This is a genomic window from Mesorhizobium sp. P2_F5, assembly GCF_056403715.1.
The window spans coordinates 104,773-120,673 of record NZ_JBFUEY010000002.1 but is presented as its reverse complement, the minus strand read 5'-3'; the positions used below and the strand labels follow the sequence as shown (position 1 = coordinate 120,673).

Annotated in this window: 15 protein-coding genes and 1 pseudogene; 5 read left to right on the top strand and 11 right to left on the bottom strand. The window is 61.0% G+C overall.

Annotated elements, in window-relative coordinates; genetic code table 11:
• Nucleotide 1 precedes the first annotated feature (1 nt).
• The 7 genes from AC1DYO_RS02815 to AC1DYO_RS02785 form a co-directional block, all read right to left on the bottom strand.
• Nucleotides 2–2,431 (bottom strand): xanthine dehydrogenase family protein molybdopterin-binding subunit, encoded by a 2,430-nt coding sequence (locus tag AC1DYO_RS02815; RefSeq protein ID WP_477260083.1) that lies wholly within the window; start codon nucleotides 2,429–2,431, stop codon nucleotides 2–4.
• Nucleotides 2,424–3,185 (bottom strand): N-acyl homoserine lactonase family protein, encoded by a 762-nt coding sequence (locus tag AC1DYO_RS02810; protein ID WP_477260081.1) that lies wholly within the window; start codon nucleotides 3,183–3,185, stop codon nucleotides 2,424–2,426. Before AC1DYO_RS02810 ends, AC1DYO_RS02815 begins: the two co-directional genes overlap by 8 nt.
• Nucleotides 3,182–3,667, bottom strand: coding sequence for a (2Fe-2S)-binding protein (locus AC1DYO_RS02805; RefSeq protein WP_477260079.1), 486 nt, complete (start codon nucleotides 3,665–3,667; stop codon nucleotides 3,182–3,184). Before AC1DYO_RS02805 ends, AC1DYO_RS02810 begins: the two co-directional genes overlap by 4 nt.
• Nucleotides 3,664–4,533 carry an FAD binding domain-containing protein gene (locus tag AC1DYO_RS02800; RefSeq protein ID WP_477260526.1) on the bottom strand — a complete coding sequence of 290 codons (870 nt, stop codon included), beginning with the start codon at nucleotides 4,531–4,533 and terminating at the stop codon, nucleotides 3,664–3,666. The genes AC1DYO_RS02805 and AC1DYO_RS02800 overlap by 4 nt, the downstream gene beginning before the upstream one ends.
• Before the next feature lie 31 nt (nucleotides 4,534–4,564).
• Nucleotides 4,565–5,332, bottom strand: coding sequence for an enoyl-CoA hydratase-related protein (locus tag AC1DYO_RS02795; protein WP_477260077.1), 768 nt, complete (start codon nucleotides 5,330–5,332; stop codon nucleotides 4,565–4,567).
• Nucleotides 5,333–5,335: 3 nt separating this feature from the next.
• Entirely contained in the window at nucleotides 5,336–5,797 is a 462-nt protein-coding gene (locus tag AC1DYO_RS02790; protein ID WP_477260076.1) for a CoxG family protein, read from the bottom strand.
• A 115-nt stretch (nucleotides 5,798–5,912) separates the two neighbouring features.
• Nucleotides 5,913–7,142 carry an ABC transporter substrate-binding protein gene (locus tag AC1DYO_RS02785; RefSeq protein WP_477260075.1) on the bottom strand — a complete coding sequence of 410 codons (1,230 nt, stop codon included), beginning with the start codon at nucleotides 7,140–7,142 and terminating at the stop codon, nucleotides 5,913–5,915.
• 274 nt (nucleotides 7,143–7,416) lie between these two features.
• On the opposite strand from AC1DYO_RS02785, the gene AC1DYO_RS02780 reads away from it, so the two are divergent.
• From AC1DYO_RS02780 to AC1DYO_RS02765, 4 genes are read left to right on the top strand one after another with little or no spacing between them, the layout of a single operon-like run.
• The gene (locus tag AC1DYO_RS02780) at nucleotides 7,417–8,175 is read left to right on the top strand and encodes an ABC transporter ATP-binding protein (protein ID WP_477260073.1); all 759 of its coding nucleotides are present in this window, start codon (nucleotides 7,417–7,419) and stop codon (nucleotides 8,173–8,175) included.
• Entirely contained in the window at nucleotides 8,168–8,878 is a 711-nt protein-coding gene (locus AC1DYO_RS02775; protein WP_477260071.1) for an ABC transporter ATP-binding protein, read from the top strand. The genes AC1DYO_RS02780 and AC1DYO_RS02775 overlap by 8 nt, the downstream gene beginning before the upstream one ends.
• Before the next feature lie 36 nt (nucleotides 8,879–8,914).
• Nucleotides 8,915–9,802 carry a branched-chain amino acid ABC transporter permease gene (locus tag AC1DYO_RS02770; protein ID WP_477260069.1) on the top strand — a complete coding sequence of 296 codons (888 nt, stop codon included), beginning with the start codon at nucleotides 8,915–8,917 and terminating at the stop codon, nucleotides 9,800–9,802.
• Between the two features lie 4 nt (nucleotides 9,803–9,806).
• Nucleotides 9,807–10,778 carry a branched-chain amino acid ABC transporter permease gene (locus tag AC1DYO_RS02765; protein ID WP_477260067.1) on the top strand — a complete coding sequence of 324 codons (972 nt, stop codon included), beginning with the start codon at nucleotides 9,807–9,809 and terminating at the stop codon, nucleotides 10,776–10,778.
• Nucleotides 10,779–10,804: 26 nt separating this feature from the next.
• Here the strand turns inward: AC1DYO_RS02765 and AC1DYO_RS02760 are convergent, their stop codons facing one another.
• Nucleotides 10,805–11,809 (bottom strand): winged helix-turn-helix transcriptional regulator, encoded by a 1,005-nt coding sequence (locus AC1DYO_RS02760; RefSeq protein WP_477260065.1) that lies wholly within the window; start codon nucleotides 11,807–11,809, stop codon nucleotides 10,805–10,807.
• A gap of 170 nt (nucleotides 11,810–11,979) precedes the next feature.
• Here AC1DYO_RS02760 and AC1DYO_RS02755 point away from each other — a divergent pair.
• Nucleotides 11,980–12,462, top strand: a pseudogene (locus AC1DYO_RS02755) (3-keto-5-aminohexanoate cleavage protein); the annotation flags it as partial.
• Nucleotides 12,463–12,717: 255 nt separating this feature from the next.
• On the opposite strand, the gene AC1DYO_RS02750 reads toward AC1DYO_RS02755, so the two are convergent.
• The 3 genes from AC1DYO_RS02750 to AC1DYO_RS02740 form a co-directional block, all read right to left on the bottom strand.
• Nucleotides 12,718–13,644 (bottom strand): carbohydrate ABC transporter permease, encoded by a 927-nt coding sequence (locus AC1DYO_RS02750; RefSeq protein WP_477260063.1) that lies wholly within the window; start codon nucleotides 13,642–13,644, stop codon nucleotides 12,718–12,720.
• A complete protein-coding gene (locus tag AC1DYO_RS02745; protein ID WP_477260061.1) occupies nucleotides 13,641–14,516 on the bottom strand; it encodes a carbohydrate ABC transporter permease in 876 nt (291 codons plus the stop codon). The genes AC1DYO_RS02750 and AC1DYO_RS02745 overlap by 4 nt, the downstream gene beginning before the upstream one ends.
• Before the next feature lie 74 nt (nucleotides 14,517–14,590).
• A complete protein-coding gene (locus tag AC1DYO_RS02740) occupies nucleotides 14,591–15,853 on the bottom strand; it encodes an ABC transporter substrate-binding protein (RefSeq protein ID WP_477260059.1) in 1,263 nt (420 codons plus the stop codon).
• Between the last annotated feature and the right edge of the window lie 48 nt (nucleotides 15,854–15,901).

Sequence of the window (15,901 nt, the reverse complement as noted above, 5' to 3'; positions counted from 1 at the left end):
GTCATCTCTCCGCGAATGAATTCTGTTTTGCCGCGCTGATCAGCCGGAACAGTCGTTCCGATGTCACGGGCAGTTCCGATATCTCGATGTCCATGTGCGAAAGCGCATCGGCGATCGCATTGGCGACGGCTGCCGGCGCGCCGATTGTGCCGCCCTCGCCCATGCCGCGAAAGCCGCCCGGATTGTCAGGCAGCACCGATTGCAAGTGCGCCACCTCGATGGCAGGCACTTCCATCGCCGTGGGCACCATGTAGTCCGCAAGGCTGGCGGTGAGCAGTTGGCCCTGCGCATCATAGACCAGTTCCTCCAGAAGGGCCGCGCCTATGCCTTGCGCCACCCCACCATGCACCTGTCCGTCGACCACCAGCGGGTTGATCATCCGGCCGCAATCCTCGGCGACCACGAAACGCCTGATCTTGACCGCATAGGTTTCCTGATCGATCTCGACGACCGCCAGATGGGTCGCGGTGGTGGTCGTGCCGAGATAGGGGTCGTAGGTTTCGGTCGCTTCCAGCCGCTCCCGCTTGTCGAGCGGCAGTGTGGTCATGTCGGAATAGACAGCGCGCGCCAGTTCCGCGAAGCTGATGCGATGGTCGGTTCCGCGGACATAGACCTGTCCATTTCCGGTCTCTATGTCGTCGACCGAGGCCTCAAGCAGGTGCGAGGCGACGCGCTTGACCTTGTCGCGCAGGCTGCGGCTGGTCAGGATCGCGACTCCGCCGCCGATGACCGCGCTGCGGCTGGCATAGGTGCCGGTGCCATGAGCCGTCGCGGCGCTGTCGCCCTGCACGATGTGCACGTCCTGCGGGCGCACACCGAGTTCTTCTGCCACGATCTGCGCGAGCGTCGTCTCGAGGCTCTGCCCATGCGAGGCAAGGCCGAATATGGCCGTCACCGCGCCGGAGGAATCGATGCGCACCGTGGCGGATTCACTGCCCGTATTGATGGGCATGCCCGGCGCGACCGAGATGCGCGAGCCGATGCCCGTCAGTTCCGCATAGGTAGCGATCCCGATGCCCATCCAGGGGCCGACGCCACACGCCTCCTTCTGTTGCGCGCGCAATCTGTCGTAGCCGACGACCTCACAGGCCTTCGCCAGGCATTCGACGAAGCTCGACCGGTCCCAGATGATGCCCGAACCAATGCGATGCGGAAATTCGTGCGGCTGCACCAGGTTCTTGTCGCGTAGCGCCTTGGGATCGATGCCGAGCTTTTTTGCGGCCATGTCGACCAGCCGTTCGAGCACGAAAACCGACGTCGGACGGCCGACGCCACGATAGGGACCGGTCGGGGCCTTCGAGGTCGCCACGCCGCGAACCCGCCCCCAATAGTGCGGGATCTTGTAGGGCCCGGGCAGGAAACTCACCACCTGCACCGGTTCAAGCGCCGCAGTCCACGGAAAGATCGAATAGGCCCCAACATCGCCAAGCACCTCGCCACTTAGCGCAAGGAAGCGACCGTCGGCATCGAAACCTAGCTCGGCCTCGACGAGTTCGTCGAAACCTTGGCTGGTCGAGGCCAAGTCCTCCATCCGGTCGCTGACATATTTGACCGGCCGTGCCAGTCTGCGCGCCAGCGCTGCCACGACGATCTCTTCTTGGTAGAGCGAGCCCTTGCCGCCGAACCCGCCGCCAACATCGGGCGCAACGACCCGTATGTTCTGCCCCGGAACATCGAGGACCTTTGCCAGGGCATCGCGCACGATCCCGGGTATCTGTGTCGATGAGTACAGCGTCAGCGCATCGCGACCGCGGTCGTAGTCGGCGAGATAGGCGCGGTTCTCCATGGCCAGCGGTGACTTGCGGTGGAAACGAAAACGGCCATTCACGCTGAACGGCGCGGCGGCTAGCGTTTCGGCAGGTTCGCCCGTCTTGAACACACGTTCGAAAAGCACGTTTGTGCCCAATTCCGGATGAAGCAGCGCGGCCTCACAAGAGGCGGCCTTTTCTGGATCGATCACCGCTTCAAGCTGCTCGTAGTCCACCTCGATTAACGCCAGCGCGTCCTCGGCGACATAACGGCTCCTGGCCACCACCACTGCCACCGGCTCGCCGACATAGCGCACCTTGTCGATCGCAAGCGCCGGATTGGCGGTCGAATGGTAGTCCTTCATGCGCGAGGTAGCGCGAACCGGCTCGAGGGCCGGGAAATCCACTGCCGTAAAGACGCCGATCACGCCCGGCATTTCCTTGGCGGCACCGGCATCTATCGAAACGATGCGCGCGTGGGACTGATCGCTGCGCAGGAAGGCGACATGCACCATGCGCTCGAATTTCATGTCAGCGACGTAGCGGCCGGCGCCCGTCAGCAGGCGAGGATCTTCCAGCCGCTGAACTGACTTGCCGACATATTTCGGCCGTGCCGTGGCAAGCACGTCGTCTTGCGGGTCCGAAGGATCGTGCGCGCCGATAACAGCTGGGGCGTCATTCATAGGCGTCCACCCCTTTCTTAAGCGCCTGCCATTGGCTGTCGTCGTGGCCGCACAGCACCGTGGCTCCCGCCTTCTCGATCGTGCGGATTTCGCTATAGGATTTGAGCAGCAGCTCGGCGTTCCAGGCGTTGCGGGGAACCTCGTCATTGTCCAGGTTGCGGCGCAGGCTGACGGCGTCTGAAACCAAAAGAAACGTGCCGCTCTTTTCCAATGCGGCACGCAGCCCCATCGTGCCCGGCGTATGGCCGGGCAGCGGGATCGTCACCAGCCTGCCGTCGCCGAAAATGTCGCGAGCGCCATCGACCGCCTCGATCGGCATGGAATGATCCCACTCCGCCGGCAAATAGCCCTGCGCGGTCGCGCCGTCGGATTTCGCCGCCGAGAGCTCCGCCTCATGACAGATGAAAGTCGCTCTACGGAAGAAGGCGTTGCAGCCGCAATGATCTGGATGCAGATGCGAATTTACAACAAGGTCGATGTCGCCTGGCTTGAGCCCGATGCCGGCAAGACTGGACACAACGTCCGATTTCGGCAGAGCAATCGGGGTCATCACCTTGGCCAGCCCGCCCCAGCGCGCCTCGGCGTCGGCCTCCACCGACGGATGGCACCCCGTGTCGAACAGCACATTTCCGGCCGGGTGGCGAAACAGTTGCGCCGCGACGGGAAGCTCGATTGTCTCGTCCCGCTCGGCTTCGGGCGCGTAGATACGCTTCTTCATACGCAGGCGACCGCCGCTCAGGACGTGCATTCTCATGCCATCACCCGGTCGCGTTCGTCCACAAGTTCGCGCACCGCCTTGATGATGTGGTCGTAGCCTGTGCAGCGGCAGATATTGCCTGAAAGACCGTCGCGAATGTCGTCATCCGTCTTTAGCGAATGGCTTTCGAGCAGGTCCTTTATCGTCATCAGAAAACCAGGCGTGCAGAAACCACATTGCAGCGCGTGATGTTTGCGGAAAGCATGCTGGATACGGTGCAGGCTGGCGATCGTTCCCAGGCCCTCGACAGTTTCGAGAGTGGCGCCATTCGCCTGGACGGCGAACATGAGGCATGAGCGCACTGACACGCCGTCGACGCGGATCGTGCAAGCCCCGCAGATTCCGTGCTCGCAGCCGACATGTGTGCCTGTCAGCCCGAGTGTGTCGCGCAGAAAGTCCGACAGCAGTAAGCGCGGCTCGGCTGTCTCGACGATCGCTTCGCCATTGACCGTCATCTCGATATCCACTTTGCCGTTCATGCGAGGCCTCCGCGAGCGCGCGACGCGGCCTTGGCAAGCACGCGGTGAGCCATAACCGGAACCAGATGCAGCCGATATTCCGACGAGGCGTGCAGGTCCGCATTGGGCTCCAGGCCTTCCGCCGCAAGAGCTGAAGCCTCGACTAGAAGATGCGGAGAAACGGGCTTGCCAAGGAGGAGTTCTTCCGCCACCTGTGCCCGCGCCGGCGTCTCGGCCACGCCGCCCAGCGCCAGCCGCGCCTCGGCGATCACACCGTCTTCAACAACAATGACGGCGCCCGCAGAAACGATCGCGAAGTCGCCTGCGCGCTGGGTGATCTCGTCGAAGGCCGTTCCAGCGCCCAGAGGCAGGAAAGGCAAGTGGACAGCCGTCAGGATCTCGCCATCACCGAGATCGGTAGCGAGTGGCGCGATGAAGAATTCGTTCGCAACGGTTCTTCGCGTGCCGTTCGGTCCATGGATTTCGAACTCGGCGTCGAGCAACATTGCCAATAGCGGCCATTCGGCAGCTGGATCGGCATGGACAAGGCTGCCACCAATCGTGCCGCGGTTGCGGATCGCGACATGGGCGACGTGATGCATGGTCTCAGAGATGACTGGAAAGTGCTTTTGCGCGAGCGCAGAATTCAGCGACTGGACATGCCGCACCAGCGCGCCAAATTTCAAACCGGCCTCGGTCTCCTCGATCCCGGCAAGCCCGGCGATGCGGTTGATGTCGACGACAAGTTCCGGCTGGACTAGCCGGAAGTTCATCATCGGCACCAGGCTCTGTCCCCCCGCGAGGATCTTTGCGTCCGCGCTGGTGAGCGCGAGAACCGCCGCCTCGACGGTGGTCACGGCAAGATAGTCGAACGATGCCGGTTTCATCTTTTTGCACCCAGTTTCAACATCGCCGCCATCAGTCGCCGGTGAATCGGGGCGCGCGCTTTTCGGCGAAAGCCGCGCGCCCCTCACGATAATCGGCGCTGGCGCTGGCGTGATCGATCCGACGGTCGGCTTCCGCCGCATCGAATGTGCCGAGCGCTGCTCCGTTCAGAATGTATTTCGCGCCCGCTATGCTTAGCGGTGCACTCGCCGCGAGCGTGTTTGCATAGTGTCTGGCTGCTTCAAGCGGGTCGCTGGAAACGTCGTCTACGAAACCAATCGACAGGGCTTTACGTGCATCGAAGCGCTCGCCGGAATAGAGAATCCGCTTGGCCTCGGTGAAGCCAACAAGGGCGGAAAGCTTCCGTGTCGCCTGAACGCCGTAGACGATGGAAAGCCGCGCGGCGGGAATGCCAAAGATGGCCTTCTCGTGGGCGAAGCGGAAATCACACGACATCGCAAGATGCGCTCCGCCACCGAGGCAATAGCCCTTTGCAACTGCGATGACCGGCTTGCCGACATTGGCAATCGCCGCGCAGCCAAAGTCCACCGCTTCCTCATAGGCAACACTTTGGGCATGATCGTCGCGCGTCGCCGCAAACTCGCCAATGTCGGCGCCGGCCGAAAAGTCTTCGCCCGCGCCCGTGAAGATGATGGACCGCACGGACCGGTCCCGGTCGAGGCACAGGAAAACCTCACCTATCTCTCGCCACATGGCATAGGTGACCGAATTGCGCTGGGCCTGCCGGTTCAGCGTGACCGTCGCGATGCCGTCTTTGATGGTGCACAGGATTTCGCTCACGATTCAGGTCCCTGCGGCCGTGTTTTCACTGACGATGTTGTTGAAGTCGTCAAAGAATTGCCGGGCGAGTTTCTTAGCGGTGGAATCGAGAAGACGCGCGCCAAGCTGGGCGATCTTGCCGCCGACATCGGCGGTGACGTCGTAGTGGAGCACGGTCGCATCGGGGCCATCCTCTTCGAGCCACACCCGCGCGGCACCCTTGGCGAAGCCGGCGATACCGCCCTTGCCCTCGCCGGTCAGAACGTAGCTGAGCGGCGGTTCGATCTCGCTCAAGGTGACCTCGCCCGCGAATTTCGCCTTGATCGGGCCGACCTTGAGCACGACTTTCGCCGTCATGCGTTCGCGCGAAAGCTGAACCAGTTCCTCGCATCCGGGGATCACCCGCTCTAGTACGGCGGGGTCGTTCAACGCCCGCCAGACGCTCGGTCGATCCTGCGATATCCTGACTGAATCCCTGAGTTCCATATCTTCACTCATCTGACTGCGGAGCTGGCCGCCAACAATGATGGAATGCGCGGCGGAAGGGATGGCACGGTCCCATTGCCTTCACCGCGCATTCCGGCGCGGGAGGACGCGCGGTTTATTTCTTCACAAGCGGGCAGGCGCTTTCCGAAAGCGGCCTGAAGGCCTGATCGCCGGGAATGACCGAGACGAGGTCGTAGAGATCCCATTCGCTCTTCGATGCCTCAGGCGACTTGACGCGATAGACGTACATGTCATGCACCATGCGGCCGTCCTCGCGAATCTTGCCGCCCTTGGCGAAGAAGTCGTTGATCGGCAGTTCGCGCATCTTGGCCATCACCGCTTGCGCATCGCTGGTGCCGGCCGCGTCGACCGCCTGGAGATAGTGCATGGTCGACGAATAGTCGCCGGCGTCACCCATATGCGGCTTGCGGCCCATCTTGGCCTCGAACCTTGTCGAAAAGGCTCGCGTTTCGTCGTCCCGGTCCCAATAGAAGCCATTGGTCAGGATCATGCCTTGTGCGGTATCGAGACCGAGCGCGTGCACGTCGGTGTCCCAGACCAGCAAGCCCGCCAGGGTTTTGCCCGAGGAGGCGAGGCCAAATTCCTTGGCCGATTTCACCGCATTGAGAAAGCTCGTCCCTGACCCGGCAATCGCTACGACCTGGGCGGGCGAAGACTGCGCCTGAAGCATGAACGCGCTATGATCGGAGGTTTCGATCGGGTAACGCACGGCGCCGGAAACCTCGCCGCCATTCTTCTTAACGATCGCCGAAGCATCGCCTTCGAGCGCGTGGCCGAATGCGTAGTCAGCCGTCAAAAAATACCAGCTTTTCTTACCCTGCTTGATCAGCTCGTTCGCCGTGCCGTTTGCCAGGGCGTAGGTGTCATATGCATAGTGAATGCTGTTCGGCGTGCAGCCGTCGCCAGTGAGACGCGACGAGCCGGAACCGTTTACAATGGCGATGCCGTTTTCATCCTTCGCCACCTGGGCAACGGCCAGGGCGATACCGGAATTGATGAGGTTGGCGATCATGGTGACGCCCTGCGCTTCATACCATTCGCGCGCCGTCGACACGGCCACTTCCGGCTTATTCTGGTGATCGGCCACGACCACCTCGACAATCTGGCCGAGAGCCTTGCCGCCATAGTCCTCGACGGCCATCTTGACCGCTGTCACCGAGCCCTCGCCGGACTCGTGTGAGAACTGGCCGCTCATGTCTGTCAGGACACCGATCTTGACCGGGCGGGACTCCTGGGCAAACGCCGCCCCTATCGAGACAAGCGCGGTGCTTGCGGCAAGCGCGATGGCCACGCCAGCGCCCTTCAATATGCTGAATCTGCACATTTCTGTTTCCTCCCTGAGTAGACACGACAAGAGACGATCCCTGGTCGCGTACCCTCATCTATTCAACTGGCGATACCATACTGGATTGTCGCGTCTCGCCTCGCCCAATGGCTAGAATCTAAAGTTTGACGTGGACACAAGCGCAACTCAATTCCAAATAGTAACTTGCATTATTAGACTTCATATGTTTAACTCCTGTCAAGCTGGTTCACGCGAAAAAAGTTCAGGCGGGGTGGAAGCCAGCGAAAGAAGCGCAATCCGGTTGGGAGGACTCGTGCCGGACAATCAACCCATCATGGAAGCCCGCGCCTTGACGCGCGCCTTCAACGGTTTCGTGGCCGTCAACAATGTAGATCTGAAGGTCCACGGCGGGACCATTCACGCGCTGATCGGCCCGAACGGCGCCGGAAAGAGCACACTGTTCAATCTGCTGACAAAGTTCCTGTCGCCAAGCAGCGGCCACATCTTCTTCAAAGGGCGCGACATCACCGCCATGCGGCCATCGGAAATTTCGCGTCTTGGCCTGGTTCGTTCATTCCAGATTTCGTCGGTGTTTCCTCACCTCAGCGTGCGGGAAAACGTTCGCATCGCGCTGCAGGCCCGGGAAAAGGACACCTTCGCCTTTTGGCGCTCTGAAGCGCGACTGAAGCGGTTCGACGAGGAGGCCATGCAGCTGCTCGAAGGCGTCGGGTTGGCGGACGCGGCCCGACGCACGGCGGTCGAATTGCCCTATGGCCGCAAGCGCGCCCTGGAACTGGCGACCACGCTGGCGCTCAATCCCAAGATCCTGCTGCTCGACGAACCGATGGCGGGAATGGGGCGCGAGGACATCGGCCGTACCGCAGCGCTCATCCGCACGGTCGCCAAGGGCCGCACGGTGCTGATGGTTGAGCACAATCTCGGCGTGGTCGCCGACCTTTCGGACACGATCACGGTACTGCGTCGCGGCGAGGTGCTGGCGGAGGGAAACTACGCGGAAGTCTCGACCAACGAGGAAGTCCGCAAAGCCTATATGGGGGCCGCGCATGTCTGATAAGGCAATCAGGCTCGATGTGTCGGATCTTCACGGCTGGTACGGCGAAAGCCATGTGCTTCACGGCGTGACCTTCAATGTCGGCGACGGCGAGATCATAACCTTGCTTGGGCGCAACGGCGCCGGCAAGACCACGACATTGCGAACCCTCATGGGCGTGGTGCGAAAGCGCCGCGGAACCGCCCGCTACCGCGGGGCGGACATTCTGGCGCTGGCGCCCCACAAGGTTTCGCCCCTCGGCATAGGTTACGTGCCCGAGGAGCGCGGCATCTTCTCCTCCCTGAGCGTCATCGAGAACCTGATGCTGCCGCCCGTATCGCGGCCGGGTGGCATGAGCGTGGAGGAAATCTACGCGCTGTTTCCCAATCTGCGCGGTCGCGACCACACCCAGGGAACCCGGCTTTCGGGCGGCGAGCAGCAGATGCTCGCCATGGCCCGAATCCTGCGTACCGGCGCCGACTTCATCCTGCTGGACGAACCGACGGAGGGCCTCGCGCCCGTCATTGTCGAGCAGATCGCCGAGGCGCTCGGGATTCTCAAGAAGCGGGGGTTGACCATCGTGCTGGTCGAGCAAAACCTGCGGTTCGCCGCATCCATCGCCGACCGCCACTACGTCATGGAACAAGGTGTCGTGATCGACGAGTTCGCCAATGACGCGCTGGAGGCGAATATTGATCGTCTCAACGCCTATCTCGGAGTTTGAGCGTGATCTCCCGATCGAGACGAGAGGAGCCGCGAAATGGCTGAGATATTCGGTGTTCCTGTCGCCGTGCTGCTTGGGCAGGTCCTGCTCGGCCTCATCAACGGCTCGTTCTACGCTCTTCTGAGCCTCGGTCTGGCGATCATCTTCGGCATGCTGAACGTAATCAATTTCGCCCATGGCGCCCTCTACATGCTGGGCGGATTCGCCGCCTGGCTGCTGCTCAACACCTTCGGCATCGGCTACTGGCCCGGACTGATCCTTGCGCCCTTGGCCGTTGCGCTTTTCGGCGTGGTCGTGGAGCAGCTGTTTCTGCGCCATCTCTATCGGATGGACCACTTGTACAGCCTCCTTCTCACATTCGGCCTGGCCCTTATGCTCGAAGGCCTCTTCCGGCACGTCTTCGGATCGGCAGGTAAACCTTACCCCTTACCGCCGTCACTGAGCGGCGGCCTCAATCTGGGCTTCATGTTCCTGCCCGTCTACAGGGCGTGGGTCATCGGCGCCTCACTGATCATTTGCCTCGGCACCTGGTATGCCATCGAACGGACCCGGCTTGGTGCCTATCTTCGAGCCGCCACCGAGAACCCCTCGCTTGCGCAGGCCTTCGGTATCAACGTGCCGGTGCTGCTGACCCTCACCTATGCCTTCTGCGTTGGGCTGGCGGGTTTTGCCGGCGCACTTGCAGCACCGCTTTATCAGGTCAGCCCCGGCATGGGCTCCAACATCATCATCATCGTATTTGCTGTCGTCGTGATCGGCGGCATGGGCTCCATCATCGGCGCAGTCGTGACCGGGCTCGGACTCGGTGTTGTCGAGGGATTGACCAAGGTCTTCTTGCCATCCGCTTCATCGATCGCCGTGTTCATCGTCATGGTGCTGGTGCTGTTGATCCGACCCTCCGGTCTCTTCGGCAAGGAAAGGTAGAACCGTGAATTCTGATACCTCCACGCCCGTCGCCGGGTCCGCCCGGCGCCTCTTGCTGCCGCTCCTGGTGGTGGCCGCCATAGCGGCTCCGTTCCTGGTCTACCCTCTTTTCCTGGTAAAGGTCCTCTGCTTCATCCTGTTCGCCTCCGCTCTCAATCTCGTCCTTGGCTATGCCGGCCTGCTATCGTTCGGCCATGCTGCATTCTTCGGGGGCGCTGCCTATATCGCGGCGCATTCCGCCAAGGTATGGGGATTTCCCTTCGAACTGGCGATCTTGTCGGGCGTCCTCTTCGCAACCCTGCTCGGCTTCGTGTTCGGGTTGCTGGCGATACGTCGCCATGGAATCTACTTCGCCATGGTGACACTCGCACTTGCGCAGATGATCTATTTTCTGGCTATTCAGATGCCCTTCACCGGCGGCGAGGACGGCATTCAGGCGGTGCCGCGCGGCATGTTCCTCGGCCTTGTCGATCTGCGCGATGTCACGTCGATGTACTATGTCGTGCTCGGCTTCACGGCCCTCGGCCTGGTCGTGCTCTGGCGGACCATACGCTCACCCTTCGGCCACGCGCTCGCGGCGATCCGAGAAAACGAGCAGCGCGCCATTTCCCTCGGCCTCAACGTGGATCGCTACAAGCTGATCGCGTTCACCCTGTCAGCCGCGCTTTCGGGGCTGGCCGGATCACTCAAGGCCATCGCTTTCCAGCTTGCGTCGCTGGCCGACGTCACATGGCAGATGTCGGGCGAAGTCATCCTCATGACCTTGCTCGGCGGGCTGGGAACCCTGGGGGGGCCGGTGGTGGGAGCCGCGTTCGTGGTGGCGCTCGAGCATTATCTTTCGACTAGCGGCCTGCCCATCACCTTCATCGTCGGATCGATCTTCGTCGCCTGCGTGATGGTGTTTCGTCGCGGAATATTCGGCGAACTGCAAGCCCGGTTCGGCGCCTCGCGGACATCGGGATCGGAGGAGCACTGACCGACCCCGCAAGGCGCGGTCAGCCCCTATTGGTCAAGCGTATAGCGCAGTTCGTAGTCGGTCTCGTTCGCCGCTATTTCCTGTCCACAATGGTCGCACACGACCAGCGGCTCGAAATCCGCCTTGCATTGACGATGCCGGAGCTTGAGAGGCGGCTTGCCGTCCGACAGCCAGCGGTCGCCCCACCGCATCATTACGATCATCGGCTTGTAGAGGTCGCGGCCCATCTCGGTGAACCGATACTCGAAGCGGTCGCCGTTGACCCCGTAACGCTCCTTGCGGAATACTCCGTTCTCGACCAGTCGGGTCAGGCGATCGGTCAGGATGTTGCTTGCGATGCCAAGCTTCTCCATCATCTCGTCGAAGCGCCGGACGCCGAAGAACCCCTCGCGCAGGATGAGAAAGCTCCAGCGATCGCCGATGATCTGCAAGCTGCGGGCCACGGAGCATGGCCGGACCCGCTCCAGCAGGGCGGGATCCGAACTCCTGCGGCTTTTCAGCTTCAATTCGTAGGGCGAATAGCCCGCGCCGGGACCGTCCCGGAATGAAACGTCGTGCGCAGTGACCGGCTCTTTGCATTCGGAGCAAACAGTGGTCGGGTGGCACTCGCAGCCGCAGGCGGTGTGGAAAAGCTTAAGCGGCGGCGCCTCGCCCCGCGTCAGCCATTTGTCGCCGAACTCCATCAACGACAGCATCGTCGAAAAGAGATCCTTGCCACGTTCCGTGAGGAAGTAGCTGTTCCCGCGTTCTCCCGTCTTGGTGCCGACAACCAGTATTTGGTTTTCCGTGAGCATGGTCAGTCGCGTCGAAAGCGTTTGGCGCGGAATGCCGAGGCGACGCTGAAATCTGTCGAAGCTGCGCACGCCGAAGAAGGCCTCTCGAATGATCAAGAAGGTCCAACTGTCGAGCACGATCTCAACAGTCTTTCTGACCGAACAGTGCCTTTCCGAATGAAGGGGCCGCGCAGCCGCGTCATGAAACGCCTCACCTGCAACCGCCGTATTCTCAATCTCGCCGATCCTTGCCTTCAAAGAGGACCTCGTGAACCATCCGACGCTGGCGCGCCGCTGTGGCGCGCCTCGATAAGTCTAGTAATGCAAGCCAGCTTGGCAATCAACTGGCTGCATTCGACAAACCTTGCAACAGCGGGCAGGCGCAGTGGAGGGCGGCAGCAGCGTCGGGAACACCACCACGCGGTTGCTTCGCCAAGGGGGGCATCAACATTGTCGTCAACACCGAAAAAGAAGGGCTGGCGCACTCCTCGTACCTCGTTCACGGCGCTTGTGCCTATGCGTTCGGACTGAAGGTCGACGATGCGGCCGCAACCGTGGCCCGCGCTCGTGCATTGGGCGCCGAGCCCTTTGAACAACGCCATGGTCCCGATGAGCTGGCGATACCGGCGATACGCGGGGTCGGAGGCGGCGTGATCTACTTCATCGACGGCAGGAGCGAGCTGACAAAAGTCTGGGAGATCGAATTCGAACCGGTCGACGACGCCGGCAACGATGCCGGGCTGATGGCAATCGACCACCTCGCTCAATCGATGAATTATGAGGAGATGCTGACCTGGCTGCTTTTCTGCACAGCGATCTTCAGGACGACAAAATTGCCCATGGTGGATGTTATCGATCCGCCCGGCGTCGTAGGCAGCTGGGTCGTGGAGAGCGATGATGGTGGGCTTCGACCTAAGAGGCGAAGTGTCCACTTAGGGTAAAAGCTGACTTACTTTTCGCCCGCTAGACGTGGATTCTGGTGGCGTTCTCGAACGCTGACAGGCGTCCATCTGGTGGTGGGTCATCTCAAAAGTATCGTTCGGCCGCAACATTTGTGAATTATTTAAAGCGGGATCGAGAAAGGGATCGCCGAACTGAAGCCCGGTCCCCAGCAGCAAAGTGACCGGCATCCGTTCCGCCACCGGCCTTCTGATGATGGGCCTCTCTCACAGCCCGCTGGCACGTTCTGCTCGCCGATATGCGAACAGATAAACGACCGTCAGCAACGCCATGATGAGCATGATGTAACCGCCCACAGCAGCCGCCCTGTCGAAACGGTACTCCTGAAAGGCCAGTTTGTAGAGGTAGGTTGCCAAGACCTCGGACGATTTTCCCGGCCCGCCCTTGGTCATGATCCAGGTCATGTCGAAGAAGCGGAAAGTCCAGAAGAAATCGAGCAGACACACTGTCAGCATGACGGGGGTCAGGTGAGGCAGCGTAACGTTGCGGAACTTGTCCCAAGACGTACCGCCATCCACGTCCATAGCCTCATACAGTTCGCTCGGGATATTTTGCATCGCTGCCAGCAGCGTCAGTGTGAGAAATGGGTACCAGTTCCAGATGCTTGCAACTGTCACCGCCGCCAGCGCCGTTGATGGCTCGCCGAGCCAATTCATCGCCCATCCGCCTAGGCCGACTGCCCTGAGGCCAGAGTTGATGAGGCCGTACTGGCCCTGGTAGATCAGAATCCAGAGGATGGAGACGGCAGCCGGCGGAAACAACCACGGAATGAACTGCAGGGCGCGCCAAACCGACAGGTGGCGTATCTTCTGATTGAGCAGCAGCGCGAAACCGAGACCGATAAGCAGGTGGCCGACGACCGTGCCGCCTGTGAAGATGAAGCTGTTGAGAGTCGACTTCCAGAACACGTCGTCTTGCAGCACCCACTGGTAGTGCTTCATTCCAACGAATTCGCTGTCACCCCTTCGCACTTGGAAGAACCCGGTCCACAGGCTCGCCAGCAACGGGAAGATGCCGGTGATGACAAGGAATGCAAAGGCTGGGATGACGAACAGGGCCCATTCGATCTGGTAAGCCCGGTGGGCAGATATGAGGCGCCGACCTTTTGTGTCGGATGCAGTGGCAATGCTCATTTGACACCTCCGGCGATCATCCCGCGGATGAAGACGCCCTGGAAGACGGCAAACACGACAAGCAGGGGCAGAGCCGAGAGAAAGCTCGCCGCCATCAGGGCTTCCCAACTGATCGTGTAGTGGCCAATGAGCAGATTGAGCGCCACGGTGATCGGTCGGGCATTGAGGCTGGCGGTGAAGGTCAACCCATAAAGAAAGTCCTGCCATGCCATCAGAAAAGCAAAGATGAACGCAGCCAGGATGCCGCCCCAGCTCAGGCGTACCGTGATCTTGTAGAAGCACTCGAAGGAGTTGCAGCCATCAATGCGGGCTGCCTCTTCTATGTCGCGCGGGATCCCGTCGAACATCGACTTTAGGATCAGGGTGCAGAACGGAACGGTCAGCGTGGTATCGAGGAAGATCAGTCCGACCCAGGTATCGATCAGTCCGGCGCTGCGCATGAAGGGGAAGTAGCTGAGGACAAGGATTTCGACCGGAATGACTTGGCTAAACAGAAGCAGCACGACCAGAACGCCAGAGAAGCCGACGCGATAGCGGGAAAGCCCATAGGCAGCCGGAGCGGCCAGCAGGAGTGTGAAGAACGCGGTTATCGTGGAGATCCCCACGCTGTTGCGGAACGGCAGCACGAGATCTGGCGTCGATAAGGCCTCCAGCAGGTTGGCATAGGTCACCCGCCCGGGAATGATCGACTGGAACAGCAATTCCTTCGGCGTTATCGCGATGAGGACCATATACGCGATCGGCAGCAGGACGATGGCTATCGCAAGGGTAAGGACGCCGTAGATCAGCCATCGGCGCTTCGGTGCTTTGCGCCTTCCCGTAGCCGTTCCAGCTTCCGCCATGTCGTCGGTCGATGTCGAATAAGCGGTCAAGGTAACACCCCACTGCCTGATGTGCGATACGCCACCGTGCATGCTGCCCGGTGGCGTCTTCGAACTCGCTATTGCTAGCGGGTGTAGCGGTCGCCCAGTTCACCATACTGGTCGTCCCAGTCGGTGTAGAGCTGTTGCCACTTGATGGCGACTTTATCCATCCCTTGTTGCGCCGTCTGTTGGCCGGCGACGATGCCGTGCAATTCGGTGCGGAAGATATCAACAGCCTGCAGGAGCTGCGGCGGCATCTCGGTATAGGGGTCGTAGGAGTTTGCACGCCGCGACTGTTCCAAGGCAATCTTCAAACTGTCCGACGTGCCAACCTTGCCCTCTTCGACCTCCTTCCAGATTTGCTTTCGGGTCACGAAGAAGGGCCATGCATCGACGATGGCTTTTTGTGTCTCGTAACCGGTTAGGAATTTGATCAGTTCCCAGGCGGCCTTCGGATCCTTGGCATTGGCACTGATGGCATAGGTCGAGTCGCCGCCGCTCAGCATGGCGCCAGAGGTCTTTCCGGTCGGCAGCGGAGCGATGCCCCATTCGAAGTTCGGCTTCAATCCGGCGATAACGGCGGGAACCCCGTTCCAGTCCGGCATCATCGCGAGGCGCCCGGCCGCGAACTCGCTGCGCATCTTTTCAGTGTCGGTGGATGTGAATGAAGGAACGAGCCCTTCCTTGACCAGGTCGGCGATGAGCTGGACGGTCTCGACCGCCTTCGGCTTGTTGATCTGAATGTCTCCCCCGACCCGGCCGATACGAGTATCGTTGGCGTAAAAGAGCCAGGCCAATGTCAGCCAGAGTTCGGAACCATTGCCGTCGAGGCCGAGGCCGTACATCTGGTTCGGTTTGTTGAGCTTGCGCGCGAATTCCACCATCTCCTCGATGGTCTGCGGCGGACGGTCGGGCAGCCCGGCTGCCTTGAAGGCCGTCTTGTTCCAAAGCAGAACGTTCGTCAGACCGAGCGAAGGCAGGACATAGGTGTGTCCCTTGTAGCTTGTATCGGCCCAAGGCTCGAATGCGGCCATCACATCGTCGCCCTTGGCCTTGTCGGCGGCGATGAGATCGTCGAGAGGCATGAGCCAGCCTTCCTCGACAAAGCGCGCTAGTTGCGTGGGCACCCAGAGCTCGAACGTGTCCGGCAAGGCCCCAGCCTGACCCGAGAGCTCCATCTTCTTGATGTATTCAAGGAAGCCGATCTCCTCGACCTTGAGGTCGACGTTGGGATGGCTCTTGCGATAGCGCTCAAATACGCCCGTGAAAATGTCGGGCATTTCGGTCGAGCGCCAATTGGAGTGAGTCAGAACCTCCTGCGCGTGAGCCGGCGCGGCGAGGAGCAATGCACTTGCAACGACCAGCGCTGCCTTCAGTTGTTTGATCAATTTCAT